Genomic DNA, 20,096 nt, shown 5'->3' on the forward strand with positions numbered 1-20,096 from the left:
ACTCCCTCCGCAAGTATACCATGTATGCATATTGACAAATTTGACTATTCTTTAACAATTAATGTGACACCTGACGCATTTTTTTTACTTCTTTCGGGTTCAACATACGGTAATCCCCGGGCTGCATACCATCCAGTGTTAACAATCCATAACGTTCCCGCTTCAGCTTGGAAACGGGAAAACCGATTTCCTCCATCATGCGTCTGATGTGGCGGTTCTTACCCTCGTTCAGTGTAATTTCAAGTATCATGGTGTTTTTGGCCCGGTCAACACGCATGATTTTATAGCCAACTGCTTTCAACAATTCATTATTGGATTTCACACCTGTTCGTAACCGGTTCAGATCCTTTTTATCCGGTATGCCTTTAACTTTGCAGACATATACCTTTTCGACACCGTGACTGGGGTGCATCAACAGGTTAGCAAATTCACCGTCATTGGTAAGTAATAAAATTCCGGATGTATCATAATCAAGCCGTCCTATTGGATAAATTCGCTCCGGAACTTCTCCCAGGAAATCGGTAACGACTTTTCTCCCTTTATCATCAGACAAACTGGAAATAACACCCCTCGGTTTATACAGCATGTAGTATACCGGAGCTTCTTTTTCCAGTTTGATTCCATTTACTTCAATTTCATCATTGCCTGATACTTTTGATCCCAATTCTGTTACAACCTTATTATTAACTTTCACTTTACCGTCAGCTATAAGTTTCTCCGCTTTTCTCCGGGAAGTAACCCCACTTTGCGCAATAACTTTCTGCAATCTTTCCATGTGTAATCACCAAACTTTTCAATTAGTTATGTACCTTATTTAACCTTGTTATATCGTCACACATAATAATAGCGTTAACAACATGTTAACGCTAATGATAATACTTATCCAAATATTAATGTAACGATAATAATCGAGGCAATTATACCAACTAAATCGGCCAGTAGTCCAACCTTTACTGCATATCCCATTTTTCTGATGCCAACTGCTCCGAAATAAACGGTCAATATATAAAGAGTCGTATCGGTGCTGCCCTGCATGGTGGATGCCAGACGACCGATGAAAGAATCCGCTCCATGTGTACTGATTAATTCAGTAGTCATTCCCAGTGCAGCTGTTCCTGATATCGGTCGTACAAGTGCCAATGGAATAATATCGGGAGGAATCCCGATTTGTACGAGGAAAGGGGTAATCAGATTAATAAAGGCTTCCAGCGCACCAGAACTTCGCAAAATAGCAATGGAAACAATCATACCGACTAAAAAAGGAAGTAAAGAAAAGGCCATACTGACACCTTCCTTTCCTCCCTCAACAAACATTTCATAGGTTGGCACCCGCTTCCAAGTGGCAACAACCAACACAATCAGAATAAAACAAGGAATCAGCCAAGTGCTAATAGCAGTTATAACTCCCATTTTATTTCCTCCTGATACTTCTATAGTAGAATAACCTGTCAATCAAGAGTGCACTGACAGATGATATTGTTGTAGCGATAATTGTTGTCCCGACAATTTCGGTAGGTGACGCTGAATCATATTGCATGCGGATGGCGATTACGGTAGTTGGTATTAGAGTCAGACTGGATGTATTAAGCGCCAAAAAAGTTATCATAGACCGTGAAGCTGTATCTGATCCGCTTAATTCTTTCATTTGTTCCATCGCTTTGATGCCCATTGGTGTCGCTGCATTTCCGAGACCGAAAATATTAGCTGTAAAGTTTGATAATATATAGCCCATCGCCGGGTGATCTTTCGGTATATCAGGAAATATCTTTGCAACAACAGGACGAAACGCTTTTATCATAACTCGCAAAATTCCTGCTTTTTCCGCAACCTTCATAATTCCCAGCCAAAACACCAAAACACTTATCAAGCCGATTGATAATGTTACTGCTTCGTCCGCGCTTTCAAATAATGCTTTGTTGACGTTATCCATGGTTCCGTTAAACATTGCATAAATGATGCCAATAGCGGCCATTGCAGCCCATATTATATTTACCATATTAATAAATTCCTAACATCCGCAGATAGACTAGTTTGATATACGACAGAAAATCTTCCTTCTTTTTTTCAGCATAAATAGGTGTTTCCAGCACCGGAACAGAGTCGATAAAGTAAATTGTTTTACCAATAATGTCCTGTACATCCTCAACTGATGCATCTTTTAAAATAAATGATTGACTTTCAACGGTTCCCAATTCTTGCTGATTCAACGGATAGACAATATCATGATGTAAATATCCTATCGTATTGTCGGAGGAATTGTTCAGATTGTATTCCACTCTGCCTTTATTTCCGAGTGTTTTCATTTCATACTTATCAAACCCCCACTCGAACATGGAAATATGATCCTGCCAATCATCAGGTCCATTAAGTGTTACAGCAATAAGATTCATATCTTTCTTTTTAGCAGTCGAAACCAGTGTCCTTCCAGCAACCCGAGTATAGCCGGTTTTTCCTCCAGTACTATATTTATAAAGCCGGGTCAGTAATTTATTTTTGTTTTGCCATGAATAGGACCGCTTTTCAGATTTATATATTTTTGTTCCGGTGATTTTCCTAAACAGTTCATTGTCCATTGCGTAACGCATGAGCAGAGCCATGTCATAAGCTGTGGAATAATGTTTGTCCGAATCAAGTCCATGCGGATTCGCAAACGATGTATTTGTCATACCGATCCATCTTGCCTTTTTATTCATCAGGTGAACGAAACCTTCCACACTTCCGCCTACATGTTCGCTTATCGCAACAGCTGCATCATTTCCAGAGCGGAGCATAAGGCCATATACAAGATCTTTCAATTTCATTTTTTCACCTTGCTCCAAATAGATCGACGAGCCTTCTGTATATACTGCGCGTTTACTTGCGGTAACAGTTTCATTCATCATCCCTGATTCGATTGCAATGATAGCGGTCATGATTTTCGTTATGCTGGCAATTCGTTCCGTTTCATGTGCATTCTTGGCAAACAAAATCCGACCGGAAGACTGTTCCATTAATACGGCATTATTTGCAGATACACCCGGTTTTGCTTGTCCAATTGCTGGAAATATGAGTAAACTAATTAACAGGCTGATGGCAATTATCATATGACGCATGTACGTTCCTCCCGCTTCAGAAGACTATTCTGTACAGTTTATGCACCACTGGGATGGATATGCCTAATTAAAAAAATCCACACAATGCTTGCATGGATGGCTTTTAAATTTATTTATTTCGTATTATTCGGTGCCACCAAGCCTTTAGGTAACGACCTTAGTTGTTACTACGCAATTCATCACCAAAAAACAAATCAGCTTCCTGATTGAGATCCTCGTCACCTTCCGGAAGTGGAGGAAGCTCCTCAAGTGATGTCATTCCGAAGTAAGTCAGAAAATCTTTCGTGGTACTAAACAGAATCGGGCGGCCAATTCCTTCTCTTCTGCCTACTTCTTCAATCAGTGACCTGGCAACTAAAGTCTGTACAGGACGATCGCTTTTAACACCCCTTATGTCTTCAATTTCAGTCCTTGTGATTGGTTGGCGGTAGGCGATAATTGCAAGTGTTTCCAATGCTGCCTGTGACATTTTTGCCGATTGAGGGGATGCAAGGTACTTTTTGTAATATGAGCTGTGTTCCGGTTTCGTAGTGAGATGAAAAGCATGATTTGCCTGCATTATCATAACACCACGATCCATTTGATTATAGTCTTCTTTTAATTCATTGAGTGTATGGTGTACGGTGGTATCCGTAATACCAAGTACTGATGCAATTTGCTTTGCGGTAATTCCTTCATCACCGCTTGCAAATAATAACCCTTCGACAACACCTTTGATATGACTTAATTCCAATTCTAATCCCCCAAATAAACAACGTATAATGCATCAAAATGTTTTTTTTGTATGCAATGAATCTGATGTTCTTTCATTAATTCCAGTACAGCCATAAACGTTGCAACAATATGTTCTTTTGATGGTGTCTCAAACAAATGGTCAAAGGAAACTTGGGCGCCTGAGTCCTTAATAATCTGAAGCACCTCTGTCATTCGTTGTTCAATCGGTATTTCTCCTCGCTGTACTTTTGTTTCCAGTGGATCATTCCACTTTTTGCGTTCAAACACTTTTTCCAGCGCATGCAGCATATCATAAATGGACGTATCACTTTTTTCCATTACTGGCTTTTGTTCATCCTGTTCGAATGCTGCTGGAGATCTTGTGAAAGTCTGTTGTTCGTCGCTTTCTTTTTCCTTCAGCTGTTCCGCAGCCGATTTATACTTCCGATATTCGACCAGACGCTGCATTAATTCTTCACGTGGATCTTCCATGTATTCTTCATCTTCTTCATCAATTTGCTGTACTGGAAGGAGCATCTGGCTTTTGATTGCAAGCAGCGTAGCAGCCATTACAAGGTATTCACTCGCAACGTTCAATTCCAGTTGTTGCATGGTGTGTATGTAGTGCATATACTGTTCGGTAATACGGGCAACCGGGATATCATAAATATCGATTTCATAGTGATTGACTAAATGAAGAAGTAAATCAAGAGGCCCCTCAAATGTGTCCAACTTAACTTGATACGGTTTATTCATACCTCTCATTCCTTTTAGAAAACTTGGTGTTTCGCCGAATCATTGACAATAACCCTATTTGTATAGATGCGGCAGGATGGATATAGCCTTTTCCATTTGCCAACATCGCCGAAAATACCGCAGCAGATCAAAAATAGTTTAATTTGTCATAGACGCCTATACATGATACCTGTTGCAAGCATAAGTTATTACGTAAGATAAATGTTAACAAAATAACATTTATTCGTTAAGTGAAAAAGGAGGAATTTAGCTATGAGTGGCAACTATGGTGGAGGATTTGCGTTAATCGTCGTTCTGTTCATACTGCTCATTATTGTTGGTGCAGCCTGGATGTAGATCCATCATCCCAGTTACACCAAAATAACTTGCTTAACAATAGCCAGCTCCCAAAAAGAGCTGGCTATTGTTTTGCGTGAGTCCTGCTATTGATTATTGTTGGAATCATTATATTTATTAAAAAAGGCTTGTGTAAATTCATCTGCACAGACAGCATACTTATCACTGTACATTTTATTAATCTCTTCAACCATTTTTTTGCCGATACCCATATTCCGGTGGGATGGATTCACTGTTATGTGCTGGACAACCGCGTTTATATCATTTTCTATTTTTATTCCGATCGCACCTGTCACATCTTCTTCTTTCCATAAGAAGAGCTGCCAGTCAGGATTGGTTTCATATTCCTTTATGGTCTGTTGCAATTTCTTCACGTCTTTACCTTCAGGCATAAAGGACAACAATCCCATTGCTATTTTTTCCATATTCTTTTTATAACGAATTAACATAGATACCCCTCATTATGAAAATAACTTTTCAAAATTTATTGGCAGTTATGTAAGTTGTATATATATTTATGCCTTATCCCGCTTAATTTGTCAAATTACATTTAGAATACAAAAACAAACCAATAAATGGATCCCGCAGTAAAACCAATCAGCAGTAAAATGACCAGCAACAACCAATTTTTTTTACGTTGGTTCAACTCACTCATCCTTTATAAAGTATTGCCCTGACGGATGTTAATCATACCGCTGACTTTCTGTTGGTTTCATCAGCTAGTGGACCGTGGGCTTACCGAGGAATCTTAATTACTCTGGAACTACTCTTATTTCCTTCATTGTATCACCATTTTTCATTGCTTTTGCATGTTCAATTCCAGATGTCACCTGCCCAAAAACAGTGTGAACCCCGTTTAGATGCGGCTGTTCTTCATGCACAATAAAAAACTGACAGCTGCCTGTATCCTTACCCGCGTGTGCCATGGATAATGATCCTTCAACATGCTTATGCGGGTTACCTTCTGTTTCGCATTTAATCGTATAGCCGGCAGATCCGGTACCAGTTCCGTTCGGACAGCCGCCCTGACTGACAAAGCCATCGATTACCCGGTGAAAAGTCAACCCATCATAGAAGTGTTCATTCGATAGTTTTTCAAAATTCTCCACTGTATTTGGAGCTTCATTCGGATAAAGCTCAAATTCAATTTTATTGCCATTTTCCATTAGAATATAACCTGTTTTACTCATTTCGACATCCCCTTTTAATTTCTTTAAGCACCTGTATATCTTATCATTTTACACTGTTTATTGGAAGTTAATCATGCAAAGTCTATTCATAACTTAAATCATTTTTAACTAAATCCTGATAACTTTCCCTTTTGACAACCAGTTTGTCGCGGCCATTTTCAACAAAAACAACTGCAGCATTGGGAAACCGGTTATAGTGATTTGCCATAGAATATCCGTATGCACCGGTAGAAAAAACAGCAAACACGTCCCCGCTGTCAACCTGCGGCAATGGAAGATTCCAGATAAGCATATCACCGGATTCACAGCATTTACCGGCTACGGAAACTTCCTCAGTAGCGGTTGCATTTGCTTTATTGGCCAAAATTCCTTCGTATTTCGCCTGGTACAGCGCCGGTCTGAGGTTATCAGTCATTCCTCCGTCCACTGATATATATTTACGCACGCCGGGGATTTCCTTAATGGATCCTATCGAATATAACGTCAACCCGGCATTCCCGGCAATGGAGCGACCGGGTTCAATCCAAATTTCCGGTAAGGGGATATCAAGCTGATCAGCATGTCTTTGTACCGTCTTCACTAACTCCTGAACGTAGGCTGGATAAGGAAGCGGCTTGTCCTCTTCTGTATAGCGGATTCCAAATCCACCTCCAAGGTTAAGGACATCCGGTGTGAAGTCATGATTGTCTTTCCAGGATTTCAATTTACCGAATAACATCTCGGCTGCAAGTTTAAATCCATCCGTTTCGAAGATTTGCGAACCAAGATGACAATGAAGACCTTTAAAACGGATTTTATCATGTTGCATCAATTGCAGAAAAGCCTGATCCGCTTGACCGTTGTGCAGATTAAATCCAAACTTGGAATCTTCATTCCCTGTCATAATATATTGATGTGTCTTTGTCTCAATCCCGGGTGTTACACGCATCAGGACATCGATTTCCGTCTGATGTTCTTCCAGTAAACTGCTCATCAGCTTAATTTCATAAAAATTATCGACTACAATACATCCAACCCCATGTTCGATGGCCATGGAAAGTTCGTTCCGGCTTTTGTTATTTCCATGCAAATGTATTTTATCGACAGGAAAATCTGCCTGCAATGCTGTATAGAGTTCACCCTGAGATACAACATCCAAACTCAGACTTTCCTGTTTCATAACCTGCAGCATTGCAATCGATGAAAAAGCTTTACTCGCATATGCGACCTGTGCTTTTACTCCCAGTTCCTTAAATGTATCGACAAAAGCCCGGCAGTTTTGACGTATAACCGATACGTCATATACATATAATGGTGTTCCGTATTTAGATGCTAATTCCATTGAATCCATTCCGCCTATTTCAAGATGATCATTTTCCGTGATGGTAAACGGGTGATATTCCAGTACCATAATGCATTTCCCCTAATCAAAATAATAGAAATACTGTATCATAAGCAGAAAAAAAACAAAAGGATAATGCCAGTATTTGCGGAAAGATTATCGTTTGTCAACAGGTTGGCGGTAATTATTACGCGGATGAACAATACTCGGTCGTTTATTTGATTTAGGAACAGGGACACGAATGAGAATATGTGCAAGTGCACTCGCATTAAACGGCAGGAAAGGCCATAAATATGGTGTTCGAATCGATCGAAGTCGCACGAGATATAAAATGTATAGGGTGAACCCGATGGAAAACCCGATTACCCCAAAAAATCCGGTCAAGATGACTAAAATAAACCGGGCGAGCTTGTTTGCTACGCTTAGCTCATAACTTGGCGTAACATATGAACCAATCGCACTTACGGAAACATATAAAATTACTTCCGGTCCAAACATACCAACATCAATTGCGATTTGACCAATCAGAACAGCGGCAATTAAGCCCATTGCAGTTGATAAAGGTGTCGGTGTATGAATGGCGGCCATCCGTAAAAATTCCACCCCTAGATCAGCCAGTATGATCTGTAGAACCATCGGAATGTTCCCTTCTTCCCTGGGACCGATAAAAGCAAGCTGCTTTGGAAGTAATGTTGGTTCGATTACAAACAACAGCCATAATGGAAGTAAGAAAACGGCAGCAAGTATTGCCAAAAATCGGACCCATCTGATAAATGTACCAATCATTGGTGCCTGCCGATACTCCTCCGCATGCTGAACATGATGAAAATAAGTCGTTGGTAAAATAATAACACTTGGTGAGGTATCAACGATTAATAATACATGTCCTTCCAGTAAGTGGTTAGAGGCAACATCAGGGCGCTCTGTATAGCGCACCAGAGGATAAGGATTCCAGCCGCGCTGTACAATAAATTCCTCAATTGTTTTATCCGCCATCGTAATGCCGTCAATTTCGATATTATTAATCCTTTTTTTGATAACTTTTATAAGCCCATCATCTGCGACATCATCCAAATAGCAAACACACAAATCTGTTTTGGAGCGCTCGCCGACTTTCATCATTTCCATACGCAATCTTGCGTCGCGTATTCTCCTCCTCGTCAAAGCTGTATTCTCAATAACATTTTCCGTATAGCCATCTCTTGAACCTCGTACAACATGCTCCGTGTCCGGTTCCTGAGGAGTTCTTCCCGGGTAATTCCGGACGTCCACGATAAATGACCTTTTCTCTCCGTTTACAAAAATCACAATCAGACCGGATAATAATTGATCAATGGTTTCATCCATATTTTCCGTCGAGTTCACCTGCTGATGAACAATCCGGTTTTGAATGATTTCCGGTATCTTTTTTCGATTCCGCTCACTGTCATTAATGTCTACCATCTTTTTGATGATCTCCAGTATGACAGATGTATCACAAAGTCCGTTTACATAATAAATTTGAACTTTTGTTTTCAGAATGGTAAGCTCCCGAAAGCCAAGGTCAAATGATGTACCGAGACCGATTTTATCTTTCATATATGTTTCATTTTCTTTAATTTTTCCCGATACTTGACTATAATCTTTCTGCTGCTTCACAAATAAACCCCCCGTACATAAATTGGATCGTTATTTCACAAAAATCGTCCATTGAAAAATGGAACCCGCGATTTTTCCGAATACAATTGCCATTAGTAACCACAACAGCTTGTCATCCATTCTGATTCGCTTGGAAATAATCGGAAACACATTCAAAATCTCCGTAAGTGCTGCCGCAAGCATTCCGTTAAAAATACCATGAAAAATTCCCCAGAGAATTAAAACTGCTGTCGGTTGATCCCAGCTCACATCTGCAAAAGACATATATGTGCCGAATATGGTACCGGTAATAACACTGACGACATAAATTTGAATATACTTCGCTGTGCGGCTTAGCTGAATTAATCGAGGAATAATACCAAGTACAGTCAGGAATGCAACGAACCCGCCACCTACAGCCAACCCAGCAGCCAGACCGATTGTGGCTTCCAGAATATTAATGAAAAGGTTTTGTATCATTTAACCGATTTTCATAGTAACTGACATATTGATCCAGATCCTGCTGGTAATTATAAATTTCAACTTCAAGCGGGCTTGGTTCTTCGTTAAACCGTTTCGTAAACCAATGATTAAAAAACAGCAGCATTCCAATGCCTAATCCGAATGAATATGGAATTTGTATCCACAGCGGGTATTGATTTTCCTCACCGGTCAGCAGGAAATGCAGTTTTTGCTGTACATCCTGCATACTGACATCGTAGTGAAAGTTCATAATCGTCATTGCAGTTCCAATAAACAACAGAATCCAAACACCGGATGCAAGAAGGACGCTCGGAGTTTTACGAACCTTTTTAATCCGTATAATCGACTGTGCCGGTCCAATAAGCTGGAATTCTAATCCCGGATATAGCTCATTTAAATGATCGATAACCATAAAACTGTCGATAATAATGATATTCCGGTCTTTCTTTGTAACCTCGTAAATAAAATTGTTCTCTAATTTTGATTTTAAACCTGAAGGAGCCGATATATATGCAATATCTTTTAAAAATAAACGTTGCATTCGGTTCAACTCCACATTCTTTTTCATCCGGAGATATATTATGTCTGCCATCAATATCATCCTTCGCTACTTGGTGTCATATAGTTTTTGTTAAAAAAAAATTGTTATAGCTAGTAAAAGTTGTCAAGTTAGAAAAGATGCAGCAACTGTGTAGAAACGCTCTTATTAACTTAGAAAACAGTAAGAAAGGATTTTTTCTTTCTTAAACTGCCAAAAAAATCACCACTCTGTAAAGTGGTGATTCAGCTTAATTCATATTAATTTTCATTTCATATAATATCTTTTTCTCCAGTCTCGATACCTGAACTTGCGATATACCGAGCCTGTCTGCTACTTCAGACTGTGTTCTGTCTTTGTAATAACGCAAATATACAATCAGCCGCTCCCGTTCATTGAGCCCCCTTATCGCCTCCTGCAAGGTCAGTTTGTCGAACCAGTTTGTATCCTCTTCTGCAATTTGGTCCAGCAACGTAATTGGATCCCCATCATTTTCAAACACTGTTTCATGAATCGAATGCGGTGCCTTTGCTGCATCTTCCGCATGCACTACATCCTCCGGGGTAATATCCAAAGCATCAGCTATTTCGTGGATTGCCGGTGACCTCCCAAGCTGTTTTGTCAGCTCGTCTCGCTTTTTTCTTATTTTATTTCCGGTCTCCTTCAAGGATCTGCTGACTTTTACACTTCCGTCGTCACGGATAAACCGCTGGATTTCCCCAATGATCATCGGCACTGCATATGTGGAAAAACGCACATCATAGGACAGATCAAATTTATCAATTGCCTTGATCAGTCCAATGCTCCCGATCTGAAAAAGATCATCAGGGTCATAGCCTCTGCTGATAAATCGCTGTACTACTGACCAAACAAGTCTGACATTCCTTTCCACCAAAACATCCCTGGATTCTTTATCACCCTGTTGACTCTTGTAAATGTATTCCTTTACCTGCTCATCTGTCAAAGCCTCTCTTTGCTCATTCTGATCATCTTTTTTTACATTTACATCCATAGGCATCCCTAGTTACATACCGTCTTGCTTTTTGTTAGTTGTTTTGTCATATGCACAGTTGTTCCATCACCAGGGTTTGAAATCACTTCAACAGAGTCCATGAAATTCTCGATGATGGTAAATCCCATACCGGAACGCTCCAGTTCAGGTTTTGATGTATATAGCGGCTGTCTTGCTTCATCCAGATCACCGATACCTATTCCATTATCTTTAATCGTCAGTTCCACTTCGCCATCATTTAAGGCACACGTAATCGAAACCTGATTACCTGGCTGATTATTATATCCGTGAATAATCGCGTTTGTGACCGCCTCCGATACGACCGTTTTTATTTCGGTCAATTCATCCATTGTTGGGTCAAGTTGGGCAACAAACGACCCGACTGTTACCCTTGCAAACGATTCATTTGCACTGACACTGGAAAACTCTACAAACATTTCATTATTCATGAAGCCACCCCTAACGTGGACAACGCTATTCCTTCGTTCTCCTCTAAACGAATAATTTTAAAGATACCCGACATTTCAAATAATCGTTTTACTGGTGGCGAGACAGAACATACCACCATTTCACCGCCAAGCTGCAGAATTTCCTTATATCGTCCCAAAACCACTCCCAGTCCGGAACTATCCATAAAAGATACAGCTTCCAAATTCAGTATCACGTGTTTTATCGCATTTTGATAAATCATTTCTTTCCATTCATTCCGCAACGCTTCTGCTTCATGATGATCCAGTTCCCCGGAAATTCTGACAATCAGCACGTCCTCCTTAACTTCAAATGCAGTAGACAGAATCATTCATTCTCCTCCTTACAAAATGTTGTAGTATATCTTTTTCTTTATGATGCAGCTGAAATCCTGCTTGATGACAAAAGAAGATGCCATTCGTTGAAAACAGAAGAAATCAGCTGCTTTTCGCCATATTTTGCAGCGATCTTTTCAACAATGTGAAATAACCGGCGGATTCAGCATCCTGCTTTAAAACCAATTGTGATTTGGAAACAATTTTTCCATCTTTCTTAACAATTAATGTTCCTACTTTATCACCTTTTTCAATAGGCAGCTGCAGGTTTTCGGATAATACTGCCTCTGAGCTGATATCTTCAGTTGACTCCCCTTTCCGATGAATCGTACTGATCGATTCTGAGGTGATCACGTCAGTATATTGATCCTCTGCTTTCAATAAATTTAAGGTTGTTATCTTTTCCCCTTTTTTATATAAATTTTTCGTTTCAAAATGATTAAATGCGTAATCAAGCATGTTCGACACTGTACTATTACGTTCTTTCGTTGAATCTGCACCCATTACAACCGCAATTACACGCATCCCGTTTTTTTCTGCTGTTGCTGTTAAACAATATTTAGCTTCATTAGTATAACCTGTTTTCAGTCCATCCACGCCAGGATACGATTTAACCAATTTATTTGTATTAACAAGCCAGAATTCATTTTCCTGTCCTTTTCGCAAGTAATCCTCATAAATGGATGTATAATTTGTTATAGATTCGTATTTTAATAATTCTTTCGCCATTACCGACATGTCATGTACCGTACTGTAATGATTATCGGCTGGCAATCCGGTGGAATTATTAAAGTGCGTATTTTCCAGGCCCATCGCTTTCGCCTTTTTATTCATTTTTTTCACAAAAGCTTCTTCACTTCCGGCAATCCGTTCCGCCAATGCTACAGTCGCGTCATTACCTGAGGCGATGGCAATTCCTTTCAGCAGATTATGAACGCTCATTTCCTCTCCTTCCTCCAGGAAAATCTGCGAGCCTCCCATAGATGCTGCTCTTTCACTGACACGGATGATTTCATCTTTCTTAATTTTTCCTTCTTCCAATGCTTCCATGATCAACAAGAGTGACATTACTTTGGTCATGCTTGCCGGGGGTAGTCTTTTATTCGCATTCTTCTTGTACAGCACCTTGCCTGTATCCCGTTCCATCAGGATTGCCGATTCGGCTTCAGGTGCCAGATTAACATCCTGAATGGATTTATCCTGTGAATCTTTTTCCTCCCCATGCACGATACCGGCAGCTGCCGACATCATAAAACAAACAATGCTGGTCATGATTACAAATTTTTTCATTGTTTAACCTCCAACAATCAATATAGTAAAAGGATTGACTTTATCGACTGTTTTTATACTTATTGGAAATACAAAAAACACACATGGATCATGTGTGTTTTCCGCAGAATTTACGCCTTATTCTGTTACGGTATTATAGATAAGTGTTGGGGGATCTACTGTTGTATCCGATATCCGGATACTTTTATACAGCCTGTCCTTCACTTCTTCTATATCATCTTGATTTGTATGAATCGTTAACAGCGCTTCATCTTTGGTAACCTTGTCTCCGATTTTCTTATGCAGAACGATACCTGCAGCCAAATCAATTGTTGATTCTTTCGTTGCCCGGCCCGCCCCAAGCATCATTGCAGCTGTGCCGACCTCATTGGCTGCTATTTCCGATAATGTACCGGTTTCCAGTGCCGGCAGTTCTATTTTATATGATGCCTGCGGAAGCATTTCCGGGTGGTCGGCAACGTGTGAATCTCCACCCTGTGAATCAAGGAAAGTTTTAAACTGGTTGAACGCTTTACCGTTTTGCATGTTTGTTCGCAGTTGGTCACGTGCTTCGTCCAATGTCTCCGCTTTTCCTCCCAGTACAGCCATCTGACTTCCCAGAACAAGGCATAATTCTGTCAGGTCTTCCGGTCCACTTCCTTTTAATGTATCAATCGCTTCTTTCACTTCCAATGCGTTTCCGATTGCATTACCCAGTGGCTGACTCATATCCGAAATCACTGCCATTGTATTTCTTCCTACGCGATTTCCAATGGATACCATCGCCCCGGCCAATTCTTTCGCATCCTCCAGTTCTGCCATAAATGCACCTGAACCGGTCTTCACATCGAGAACAATACTATCAGCGCCTGACGCTATTTTTTTGCTCATAATAGAACTCGCAATTAACGGAATTGAATTGACTGTTGCGGTTACATCCCGCAAGCTGTAAAGTTTTTTATCCGCCGGCGTCAGATTACCGGATTGACCAATAACTGCTACCTTATTCTTATTTACCAATTGGATAAATTCATCGTTGGAAATTTCCACGTGAAAACCTGGAATCGATTCAAGTTTATCAATGGTCCCCCCGGTATGGCCCAATCCACGACCGCTCATTTTGGCAACCGGGACACCAATAGATGCAACCAGTGGCGCAAGCACAAGTGTCGTCGTATCACCGACACCGCCAGTGGAATGTTTGTCCACTTTGATTCCTGAAATAGCCGATAAATCAATCTTATCTCCGGAATCTACCATGGAACTTGTCAATTCCGCTCGTTCCTTTTCTGTCATGTCTTGAAAATAAATCGCCATCATCAAGGCGCTCACCTGATAATCCGGTATGTCACCTTTTGTATATCCCTCAATAAAAAAATGAATTTCCTGATCAGTAAGTTCTTCACCGTTCCGTTTTTTTTCAATGATGTCATACATTCTCATAATCCATCAACCTCACTCATTATTTGGCAATGTACGGATAATTTCTTTTACAAACCGTAAAAAATTTTCCTTCACTTTTTCCGTTGTTTCAATCACTTCATCATGTGTCAGCGGCTGGTCAAGAATGCCAGCGGCCATATTCGAGATACACGAAATACCGAGAACCCGCAATCCGGAATGGGCAGCAATAGTCACTTCCGGAACAGTTGACATCCCCACCGCATCACCGCCGAATGTCCGTAACATGTTAATCTCTGCTGGCGTTTCATAAGCAGGCCCTGTATTTCCCACATATACACCATGCTGAACCGTCAGGCCAATTTTTTCCGCACACTTGTCGGCATGGTCAAGAAATAATGTATCATAGGCCTTTGACATGTCAGGGAATCGATCCCCCATTTGATTATCATTTGGCCCAATCAACGGGGTGTCACCCATATTATTAATATGATCATCAATCAGCATCAAATCGCCCGGATTGAATGTTTTATTTATGCCACCTGCTGCGTTTGTGACAAGGATGGAGTTAATTCCCAGCTCTTTCATGACGCGAACCGGGAACGTCACCTGCTGCATCGTGTACCCTTCGTAATAGTGAAACCGACCTTGCATAGCAATCACCTGCCGGCCCTCCAGTGTACCGGTCACAAGTTGTCCTTTATGACCAGCGACTGTTGACTCCGGAAAATGTGGAATATACTTATATCCGACAGATACAGGATTCTCGATTTCGTCGGCAAGCACACCCAAACCGGAGCCCAGTATTAATCCGATTTCCGGTTTCTTCTCCGTATTTTCCTTCAGAAATGCTGCTGCTTCTTTCACGTTGTTCAGATTCATGCACTCTACCACACTTTCTATTTAATTTCGTTTAAAAAACTTTTACCGTGTTCAGGCATTGTTATTTTAAAGTTATCCGAAACAGTTGCCCCGATATCGGCAAATGTCTCTCTTAACGGCAATTTTTTTCCTTTACTGATGCCGTTATGGTAAATGATTAGCGGGACATATTCACGTGTGTGATCGGTTCCGTGATGGACAGGATCATTCCCATGATCAGCTGTAATAATCAATAGATCTTCATCCTTCAGTCTGTTTAACACTTCCGGGAGTCTTGCATCAAATGCTTCCAGCGCTTTTCCATAGCCTTCCGGATCCCGGCGATGGCCATATTTGGCATCAAAGTCGACCAGGTTTAAAAAATTGAGGCCGTGGAAATCTTCACTCATTGATTCGATCAACTTGGTCATCCCGTCTTCATTATCTGCAGTCCGAATCGCAGAGGTAACACCCTCCCCGTCGTAAATATCGGAAATTTTACCGAGTGCAATGACGTCATGACCGGTATCTTCCAGTTCATTCATAACTGTATGTCCGAACGGCTTCAGTGCGTAATCATGCCTGTTTGCTGTCCGCTGAAATGCCCCCGGCTGACCGGTAAATGGTCTGGCGATCACACGGCCGACCATATATTTTTCATCCAACGTCAGTTCACGGGCAATTTCACAGATTTTATACTGCTCTTCAAGTGGAACGATATCTTCATGGGCAGCAATCTGCAGCACAGAGTCTGCTGACGTATATACGATTAATGCACCGGTTTTCATATGCTCAGCACCAAGTTCTTCCAAAATAACCGTTCCGGACGCAGGCTTATTGCCGATTACTTTCCGACCGGTCCGTTCCTCCAACTCTGAAATCAGTTCGTCCGGAAATCCATCCGGGAAGGTGCGAAAAGGCTGTTGGATATTCAACCCCATAATTTCCCAATGTCCAGTCATCGTATCCTTTCCATTGGACGCTTCTTGCATTTTTGTGTAATGTGCCTGCGGACTATCCTGTTTTGCAATTCCTTCGATTTCCCGGATATTACTCAGGCCAAGCTTTGCCATATTTGGCATATTCAACCCATTCATGCGATCAGCAATATGTCCAAGCGTATCCGCCCCTTTATCATTAAACCTTTCCGCATCAGGTGCCTCGCCGATGCCTACCGAGTCCATTACAATCAGAAAAACCCTTTTGAAATTTTGCATATCTATCCCTCCAGTAAGTATTAATCAGCATGTCAAAAATATGTCATTTTCATTCTGTTGTATGATGTCTGACCTCTCTATTTAAAAAAATTTATTCCTTGTTACGCCCTTGGGTGGTACGATTGATAAATATCCTTCAGACGTGATTTATTGATATGTGTATAAATTTGCGTTGTAGAAATATCGGCATGTCCGAGCATCTCCTGTACTGACCGTAAATCTGCGCCATTCTCCAGCAAATGAGTTGCAAACGAGTGACGCAGCGTGTGTGGTGTTATTTCTTTCTTAATCCCAGACTGCCTGGCAATGCCCTTCAATATCTTCCAGAACCCTTGGCGTGATAACGGACGGCCATGCTGGTTAACAAATAGTGCATTTTTATCCTGCCTCCGTCTTGTCAATTGTCCGCGTGCCTCCCGCAAATATTTTTCCACCGCTTCTTTCGCGACATCACCCAAAGGAACAATTCTTTCTCTTGAACCTTTCCCGAAACATCGTAAAAATCCCATCGTCAAATGAAGGTCGCTCACTTTCAGACTTATTAATTCTGAAACACGCAGCCCTGATGCATACAGTAATTCCAGCATCGCCTTGTTACGGATACTTAACGGACTGTCTTCCTGAAAAGTCAATAACTTCTCCACATCTTTGGAAGACAAAACTTTCGGCAATTTTTGTTCTTTTTTGGGAGTTTCAATATGGATGCTGGCATCCTGGTTCACCTGTTGGTCCCTGATCAGAAATTGATGGTAAGCACGAATAGATGAAATTGCCCGTGAAATAGTGGCTGCGGATTTCCCATTATCTTTTAATTCATACAAAAATCCGATAATATCGTTACGTTCCACATCATTCCAGCTTTTCTTATGTATGTGATTCTCGATAAAAGCCATATACTGTTTTAAATCTCTTTGATAGGATTTCAGTGTATTATCAGACAAGCCCCGTTCAACCTGCAAATAATGAATAAAATCCTCAATACCGGCTTTCAGCATAACAGCTACTCCCCTAATCGAAAAAATATGTCCAGACGGGCTATGATATCTTCCACTTCATAAAATACTTTTACAGAAGGTCCTTCAGGTGGATCATAGCGGTGCTCCTTTTCATATTCAGCATGCATGGCATGCAGCCCAACATAAAATAAACACGTGCAGGCTGCAAAAATGACAAATACTTTCAATGTTTCCCATATCATTTTTTTCATTGTGCATGTCCCCTCTTTTACTATCTATTGTTAGAAGATATGCTAAAAAAGGAACACAATATACATTGAAAACAATTTCATATTACTGATTCAAACGTAACCCATCTTGACCAAAATGTAAACTTAAAACAAAACACAAACGGCTGATTAGAGCTGAGTAGCTTTATCCGCAAAATTCTGCAGCATTGGAAAAACTCAGCATTTGCCTCTCTTATAGCAATTGCCGATGATTTTCTTATAAGGTCAACCCTATCTTATAATTTCTGACGTTAAAACAAAAGCCTCTTTCCGGTGAAGAAAAAGGCATACAAGTTTCATTATGATGTTGCTGATTGTACGGATGCTTTCTGACATTGCTTGCAAAGCCCGTGAAATGTCAGACGGTGATCCTTCACTTGAAATCCCCAGTCACTTTCCACTATTTTTTCTACATCCTCAAGCAAGTCTTCAACAATTTCTTCGACAGACCCGCATTCAATGCAGACAAGATGATGATGAAAATGCTCTGCCCCCTCTTTTCGAAGGTCGTAGCGGGAAACGCCATCACCAAAATTTATCTTATCCACAATCTTTAATTCTGATAATAATTCCAATGTACGGTAAACAGTTGCCAATCCGATTTCAGGCGCCAATTCTTTAACAAGTAAGTATATTTCTTCAGCACTCAAATGATCTTCTTCACGTTCAAGCAATACTCTGACAGTAGCTTCCCGCTGCGGAGTTAGTTTATAGCTTTGTGCATGGAGCTGTTTTTTAATCTGTTCAATTCGATGTTCCATGGCAAGTCTCCTCCCTGATATCCCCAACTATAATTATATGCACATAGATAACGAGTGTCAAAGTATAATTATTATAAACTGTTATCGATAATTATTATTATATAATATAAATTATTTTTTATAAAGTCATCAGGGAATATTTGTTATGGCAGGAAAACTGCGACGTCCTCTATTTGATAATGCCAGGATTTCTAAAAGGTAATTGTTATTACACAATATCCATAAACTGCGACACAACTACTGGAATGTTTTTATATAATTACGTCCACTTTCTCGCCCTACCGTCCGGGATCGCTTCGGGCGGATGCTTTCACTGCCAGCATAAGTGCGACATCAGTTCAAGAAAATCACTTTCACTGTGTCTTCTTTACCGCGGGCACGGCCTCAGCCTCCTTGCCCCGGCAAGGGGTATGTCGACGTTGTCCGCAAAGGACGATTTTAGTCGACCTTCCTTTTCCACTCTGCGGGGTCTTCGGACTCGTGCTGTTCCCGCAGGAGTCACCGCCCTCCGCTCACCCGGACTAGTGTAGTGGTATCATCCGTTTTTCTATAACGATTTCGATTCCAGCAAAGAGTCATAAACGTAAAAATAGCGGAGGAAATACGCGGAGACTCCTGTGGGAGCAGAGGCCTAGATGAGACTCCGTAGCGCGGTAGCGCAAGGAGGCTCATCAGCCACCCACGGTAAAGAAGACACTGCGAAAGCTTGCTTGAGCAGATGTCGCACTTATGCTCGAAAGTGAAAGCGACGTGTATTTCCGCAGCGGTGGTAAAACATCATACTATGTCGCAGTTTACTTCAACTGTTAGACAGCAACGAGAGCATTCTAATAAAACGACTCAATCAGCGCTTCCATTGCTTCATTGGCGACGAACGCCTCCAGGGACGCGGCCGCAAGTGAAGCTATCAATAACAATGAGAAAATCATGATATAACGGCCAAACGGCTGAAAAATCGGCTGCGGAATCTTTTTTGAAAAAAGTTTACCAAGCAGTGTTAGTGAGAATATCATCGCCATACTTCCGGCAATTAAATAGACTGGTATAATCAGAAAGTTCTGCGGTGCAATTGATAATGATGCCAACAGCAGCCCTTTCGCCCCAAGCTGATTGACAATGAACCCAACTGAGAAGCCCACAACAAGTCCTTTCAGGAAAATGAGAATCCACACCAATGGAAGACCGATAACGGACAATCCCAATATAAACAGTAAAATTAAATATTTGGCATGATAAAGGAAGCTGGATTTTAATATTTCACTATTATTTATTTGTTCACTGCCATTAAGCTGTCCGAAAAAACGCTCCAGATAAAAAAACAAACCTTCCTTCTGTCCGAAACTCATGCCGTTTACAATAATTGCTCCAAACACTACACCGGTTAAAAACAGAATGATCATAAACATATAAATAGTGGCATGATCTTTTACATGATTCACTGCTAAAGTTCGTTTGGTATACATCGAAATCCTCCATTGTCCTTTTTTCCTCTCTACTAAA

General features: G+C 40.8%; 24 protein-coding genes. 1 reads left to right on the forward strand and 23 read right to left on the reverse strand.

All coding sequences use genetic code 11. From position 1 onward, the window contains the following. Positions 1–58: 58 nt before the first annotated feature. From HUX68_RS04090 to HUX68_RS04115, 6 genes are all read right to left on the reverse strand, one after another. A complete protein-coding gene (locus HUX68_RS04090; protein WP_174613642.1) occupies positions 59–775 on the reverse strand; it encodes a pseudouridine synthase in 717 nt (238 codons plus the stop codon). 104 nt (positions 776–879) lie between these two features. Continuing rightward, on the reverse strand, positions 880–1,410 hold the full coding sequence (locus HUX68_RS04095) for a spore maturation protein (protein ID WP_174613643.1): 531 nt from the start codon (positions 1,408–1,410) through the stop codon (positions 880–882). Between the two features lies 1 nt (position 1,411). Next, positions 1,412–1,996, reverse strand: a complete 585-nt coding sequence (locus HUX68_RS04100; protein WP_174613644.1) for a nucleoside recognition domain-containing protein — start codon at positions 1,994–1,996, stop codon at positions 1,412–1,414. A 1-nt stretch (position 1,997) separates the two neighbouring features. Beyond that, positions 1,998–3,092: a D-alanyl-D-alanine carboxypeptidase family protein gene (locus HUX68_RS04105; protein ID WP_174613645.1), complete on the reverse strand. Its 1,095-nt coding sequence runs from the start codon at positions 3,090–3,092 to the stop codon at positions 1,998–2,000. 157 nt (positions 3,093–3,249) lie between these two features. Beyond that, entirely contained in the window at positions 3,250–3,825 is a 576-nt protein-coding gene (scpB, locus tag HUX68_RS04110) for an SMC-Scp complex subunit ScpB (RefSeq protein ID WP_174613646.1), read from the reverse strand. Between the two features lie 2 nt (positions 3,826–3,827). Next, positions 3,828–4,562 (reverse strand): segregation/condensation protein A, encoded by a 735-nt coding sequence (locus HUX68_RS04115; RefSeq protein WP_174613647.1) that lies wholly within the window; start codon positions 4,560–4,562, stop codon positions 3,828–3,830. Positions 4,563–4,814: 252 nt separating this feature from the next. Here HUX68_RS04115 and HUX68_RS04120 point away from each other — a divergent pair, with 252 nt between their 5' ends. After that, positions 4,815–4,898 carry a YjcZ family sporulation protein gene (locus HUX68_RS04120; RefSeq protein ID WP_077326775.1) on the forward strand — a complete coding sequence of 28 codons (84 nt, stop codon included), beginning with the start codon at positions 4,815–4,817 and terminating at the stop codon, positions 4,896–4,898. 86 nt (positions 4,899–4,984) lie between these two features. Here the strand turns inward: HUX68_RS04120 and HUX68_RS04125 are convergent, their stop codons facing one another. The 17 genes from HUX68_RS04125 to spoIIM all read right to left on the reverse strand — a co-directional run bounded on the left by HUX68_RS04125 (position 4,985) and on the right by spoIIM (position 20,059). Next, entirely contained in the window at positions 4,985–5,347 is a 363-nt protein-coding gene (locus HUX68_RS04125; RefSeq protein WP_174613648.1) for a GNAT family N-acetyltransferase, read from the reverse strand. Between the two features lie 303 nt (positions 5,348–5,650). After that, positions 5,651–6,088 carry a peptidylprolyl isomerase gene (locus HUX68_RS04130; RefSeq protein WP_174613649.1) on the reverse strand — a complete coding sequence of 146 codons (438 nt, stop codon included), beginning with the start codon at positions 6,086–6,088 and terminating at the stop codon, positions 5,651–5,653. 82 nt (positions 6,089–6,170) lie between these two features. Further along, entirely contained in the window at positions 6,171–7,478 is a 1,308-nt protein-coding gene (lysA, locus tag HUX68_RS04135) for a diaminopimelate decarboxylase (RefSeq protein WP_174613650.1), read from the reverse strand. Between the two features lie 87 nt (positions 7,479–7,565). Continuing rightward, positions 7,566–8,987 carry a spore germination protein gene (locus HUX68_RS04140; protein ID WP_174616337.1) on the reverse strand — a complete coding sequence of 474 codons (1,422 nt, stop codon included), beginning with the start codon at positions 8,985–8,987 and terminating at the stop codon, positions 7,566–7,568. Between the two features lie 90 nt (positions 8,988–9,077). Beyond that, a complete protein-coding gene (locus HUX68_RS04145) occupies positions 9,078–9,506 on the reverse strand; it encodes a stage V sporulation protein AB (RefSeq protein ID WP_174613651.1) in 429 nt (142 codons plus the stop codon). Further along, a complete protein-coding gene (locus HUX68_RS04150; RefSeq protein ID WP_174613652.1) occupies positions 9,484–10,101 on the reverse strand; it encodes a stage V sporulation protein AA in 618 nt (205 codons plus the stop codon). The genes HUX68_RS04145 and HUX68_RS04150 overlap by 23 nt, the downstream gene beginning before the upstream one ends. Positions 10,102–10,297: 196 nt before the next feature. Further along, positions 10,298–11,059 (reverse strand): RNA polymerase sporulation sigma factor SigF, encoded by a 762-nt coding sequence (gene sigF, locus HUX68_RS04155; RefSeq protein ID WP_174613653.1) that lies wholly within the window; start codon positions 11,057–11,059, stop codon positions 10,298–10,300. A gap of 8 nt (positions 11,060–11,067) precedes the next feature. Continuing rightward, complete coding sequence (gene spoIIAB, locus HUX68_RS04160; protein ID WP_174613654.1) at positions 11,068–11,508, reverse strand: anti-sigma F factor; 441 nt, start codon at positions 11,506–11,508, stop codon at positions 11,068–11,070. Continuing rightward, positions 11,505–11,858: an anti-sigma F factor antagonist gene (gene spoIIAA, locus HUX68_RS04165; protein WP_174613655.1), complete on the reverse strand. Its 354-nt coding sequence runs from the start codon at positions 11,856–11,858 to the stop codon at positions 11,505–11,507. Before spoIIAA ends, spoIIAB begins: the two co-directional genes overlap by 4 nt. A 106-nt stretch (positions 11,859–11,964) precedes the next feature. Next, positions 11,965–13,152, reverse strand: a complete 1,188-nt coding sequence (locus HUX68_RS04170; RefSeq protein ID WP_174613656.1) for a D-alanyl-D-alanine carboxypeptidase family protein — start codon at positions 13,150–13,152, stop codon at positions 11,965–11,967. A gap of 117 nt (positions 13,153–13,269) precedes the next feature. Further along, positions 13,270–14,574, reverse strand: a complete 1,305-nt coding sequence (locus HUX68_RS04175; RefSeq protein WP_174613657.1) for a pyrimidine-nucleoside phosphorylase — start codon at positions 14,572–14,574, stop codon at positions 13,270–13,272. A 12-nt stretch (positions 14,575–14,586) separates the two neighbouring features. Beyond that, on the reverse strand, positions 14,587–15,414 hold the full coding sequence (locus HUX68_RS04180) for a purine-nucleoside phosphorylase (protein ID WP_174613658.1): 828 nt from the start codon (positions 15,412–15,414) through the stop codon (positions 14,587–14,589). Positions 15,415–15,431: 17 nt separating this feature from the next. Beyond that, positions 15,432–16,610, reverse strand: a complete 1,179-nt coding sequence (gene deoB / locus HUX68_RS04185) for a phosphopentomutase (RefSeq protein ID WP_174613659.1) — start codon at positions 16,608–16,610, stop codon at positions 15,432–15,434. 101 nt (positions 16,611–16,711) lie between these two features. After that, positions 16,712–17,605, reverse strand: coding sequence for a site-specific tyrosine recombinase XerD (gene xerD, locus HUX68_RS04190; RefSeq protein ID WP_174613660.1), 894 nt, complete (start codon positions 17,603–17,605; stop codon positions 16,712–16,714). Between the two features lie 5 nt (positions 17,606–17,610). Beyond that, positions 17,611–17,817: a DUF4227 family protein gene (locus tag HUX68_RS04195; RefSeq protein ID WP_174613661.1), complete on the reverse strand. Its 207-nt coding sequence runs from the start codon at positions 17,815–17,817 to the stop codon at positions 17,611–17,613. Positions 17,818–18,134: 317 nt separating this feature from the next. After that, on the reverse strand, positions 18,135–18,596 hold the full coding sequence (gene fur, locus HUX68_RS04200) for a ferric iron uptake transcriptional regulator (protein ID WP_174613662.1): 462 nt from the start codon (positions 18,594–18,596) through the stop codon (positions 18,135–18,137). Between the two features lie 827 nt (positions 18,597–19,423). After that, the gene (spoIIM, locus tag HUX68_RS04205) at positions 19,424–20,059 is read right to left on the reverse strand and encodes a stage II sporulation protein M (protein ID WP_174613663.1); all 636 of its coding nucleotides are present in this window, start codon (positions 20,057–20,059) and stop codon (positions 19,424–19,426) included. Positions 20,060–20,096 lie beyond the last annotated feature (37 nt).

Source organism: Virgibacillus ihumii, from assembly GCF_902726655.1.
Lineage (GTDB): Bacteria > Bacillota > Bacilli > Bacillales > Amphibacillaceae > Lentibacillus > Lentibacillus ihumii.

What these genes read in the sequence shown, in the direction of transcription:
- HUX68_RS04090 (WP_174613642.1), bottom strand. Translation starts at nt 775, where the DNA reads ATGGAAAGATTGCAGAAAGTTATTGCGCAAAGTGGGGTTACTTCCCGG.
- HUX68_RS04095 (WP_174613643.1), bottom strand. Translation starts at nt 1,410, where the DNA reads ATGGGAGTTATAACTGCTATTAGCACTTGGCTGATTCCTTGTTTTATT.
- HUX68_RS04100 (WP_174613644.1), bottom strand. Translation starts at nt 1,996, where the DNA reads ATGGTAAATATAATATGGGCTGCAATGGCCGCTATTGGCATCATTTAT.
- HUX68_RS04105 (WP_174613645.1), bottom strand. Translation starts at nt 3,092, where the DNA reads ATGCGTCATATGATAATTGCCATCAGCCTGTTAATTAGTTTACTCATA.
- HUX68_RS04115 (WP_174613647.1), bottom strand. Translation starts at nt 4,562, where the DNA reads ATGAATAAACCGTATCAAGTTAAGTTGGACACATTTGAGGGGCCTCTT.
- HUX68_RS04120 (WP_077326775.1), top strand. Translation starts at nt 4,815, where the DNA reads ATGAGTGGCAACTATGGTGGAGGATTTGCGTTAATCGTCGTTCTGTTC.
- HUX68_RS04125 (WP_174613648.1), bottom strand. Translation starts at nt 5,347, where the DNA reads ATGTTAATTCGTTATAAAAAGAATATGGAAAAAATAGCAATGGGATTG.
- HUX68_RS04130 (WP_174613649.1), bottom strand. Translation starts at nt 6,088, where the DNA reads ATGAGTAAAACAGGTTATATTCTAATGGAAAATGGCAATAAAATTGAA.
- lysA (WP_174613650.1), bottom strand. Translation starts at nt 7,478, where the DNA reads ATGGTACTGGAATATCACCCGTTTACCATCACGGAAAATGATCATCTT.
- HUX68_RS04140 (WP_174616337.1), bottom strand. Translation starts at nt 8,987, where the DNA reads ATGAAAGATAAAATCGGTCTCGGTACATCATTTGACCTTGGCTTTCGG.
- HUX68_RS04145 (WP_174613651.1), bottom strand. Translation starts at nt 9,506, where the DNA reads ATGATACAAAACCTTTTCATTAATATTCTGGAAGCCACAATCGGTCTG.
- HUX68_RS04150 (WP_174613652.1), bottom strand. Translation starts at nt 10,101, where the DNA reads ATGGCAGACATAATATATCTCCGGATGAAAAAGAATGTGGAGTTGAAC.
- sigF (WP_174613653.1), bottom strand. Translation starts at nt 11,059, where the DNA reads ATGGATGTAAATGTAAAAAAAGATGATCAGAATGAGCAAAGAGAGGCT.
- spoIIAB (WP_174613654.1), bottom strand. Translation starts at nt 11,508, where the DNA reads ATGAATAATGAAATGTTTGTAGAGTTTTCCAGTGTCAGTGCAAATGAA.
- spoIIAA (WP_174613655.1), bottom strand. Translation starts at nt 11,858, where the DNA reads ATGATTCTGTCTACTGCATTTGAAGTTAAGGAGGACGTGCTGATTGTC.
- HUX68_RS04170 (WP_174613656.1), bottom strand. Translation starts at nt 13,152, where the DNA reads ATGAAAAAATTTGTAATCATGACCAGCATTGTTTGTTTTATGATGTCG.
- HUX68_RS04175 (WP_174613657.1), bottom strand. Translation starts at nt 14,574, where the DNA reads ATGAGAATGTATGACATCATTGAAAAAAAACGGAACGGTGAAGAACTT.
- HUX68_RS04180 (WP_174613658.1), bottom strand. Translation starts at nt 15,414, where the DNA reads ATGAATCTGAACAACGTGAAAGAAGCAGCAGCATTTCTGAAGGAAAAT.
- deoB (WP_174613659.1), bottom strand. Translation starts at nt 16,610, where the DNA reads ATGCAAAATTTCAAAAGGGTTTTTCTGATTGTAATGGACTCGGTAGGC.
- xerD (WP_174613660.1), bottom strand. Translation starts at nt 17,605, where the DNA reads ATGCTGAAAGCCGGTATTGAGGATTTTATTCATTATTTGCAGGTTGAA.
- HUX68_RS04195 (WP_174613661.1), bottom strand. Translation starts at nt 17,817, where the DNA reads ATGAAAAAAATGATATGGGAAACATTGAAAGTATTTGTCATTTTTGCA.
- fur (WP_174613662.1), bottom strand. Translation starts at nt 18,596, where the DNA reads ATGGAACATCGAATTGAACAGATTAAAAAACAGCTCCATGCACAAAGC.
- spoIIM (WP_174613663.1), bottom strand. Translation starts at nt 20,059, where the DNA reads ATGTATACCAAACGAACTTTAGCAGTGAATCATGTAAAAGATCATGCC.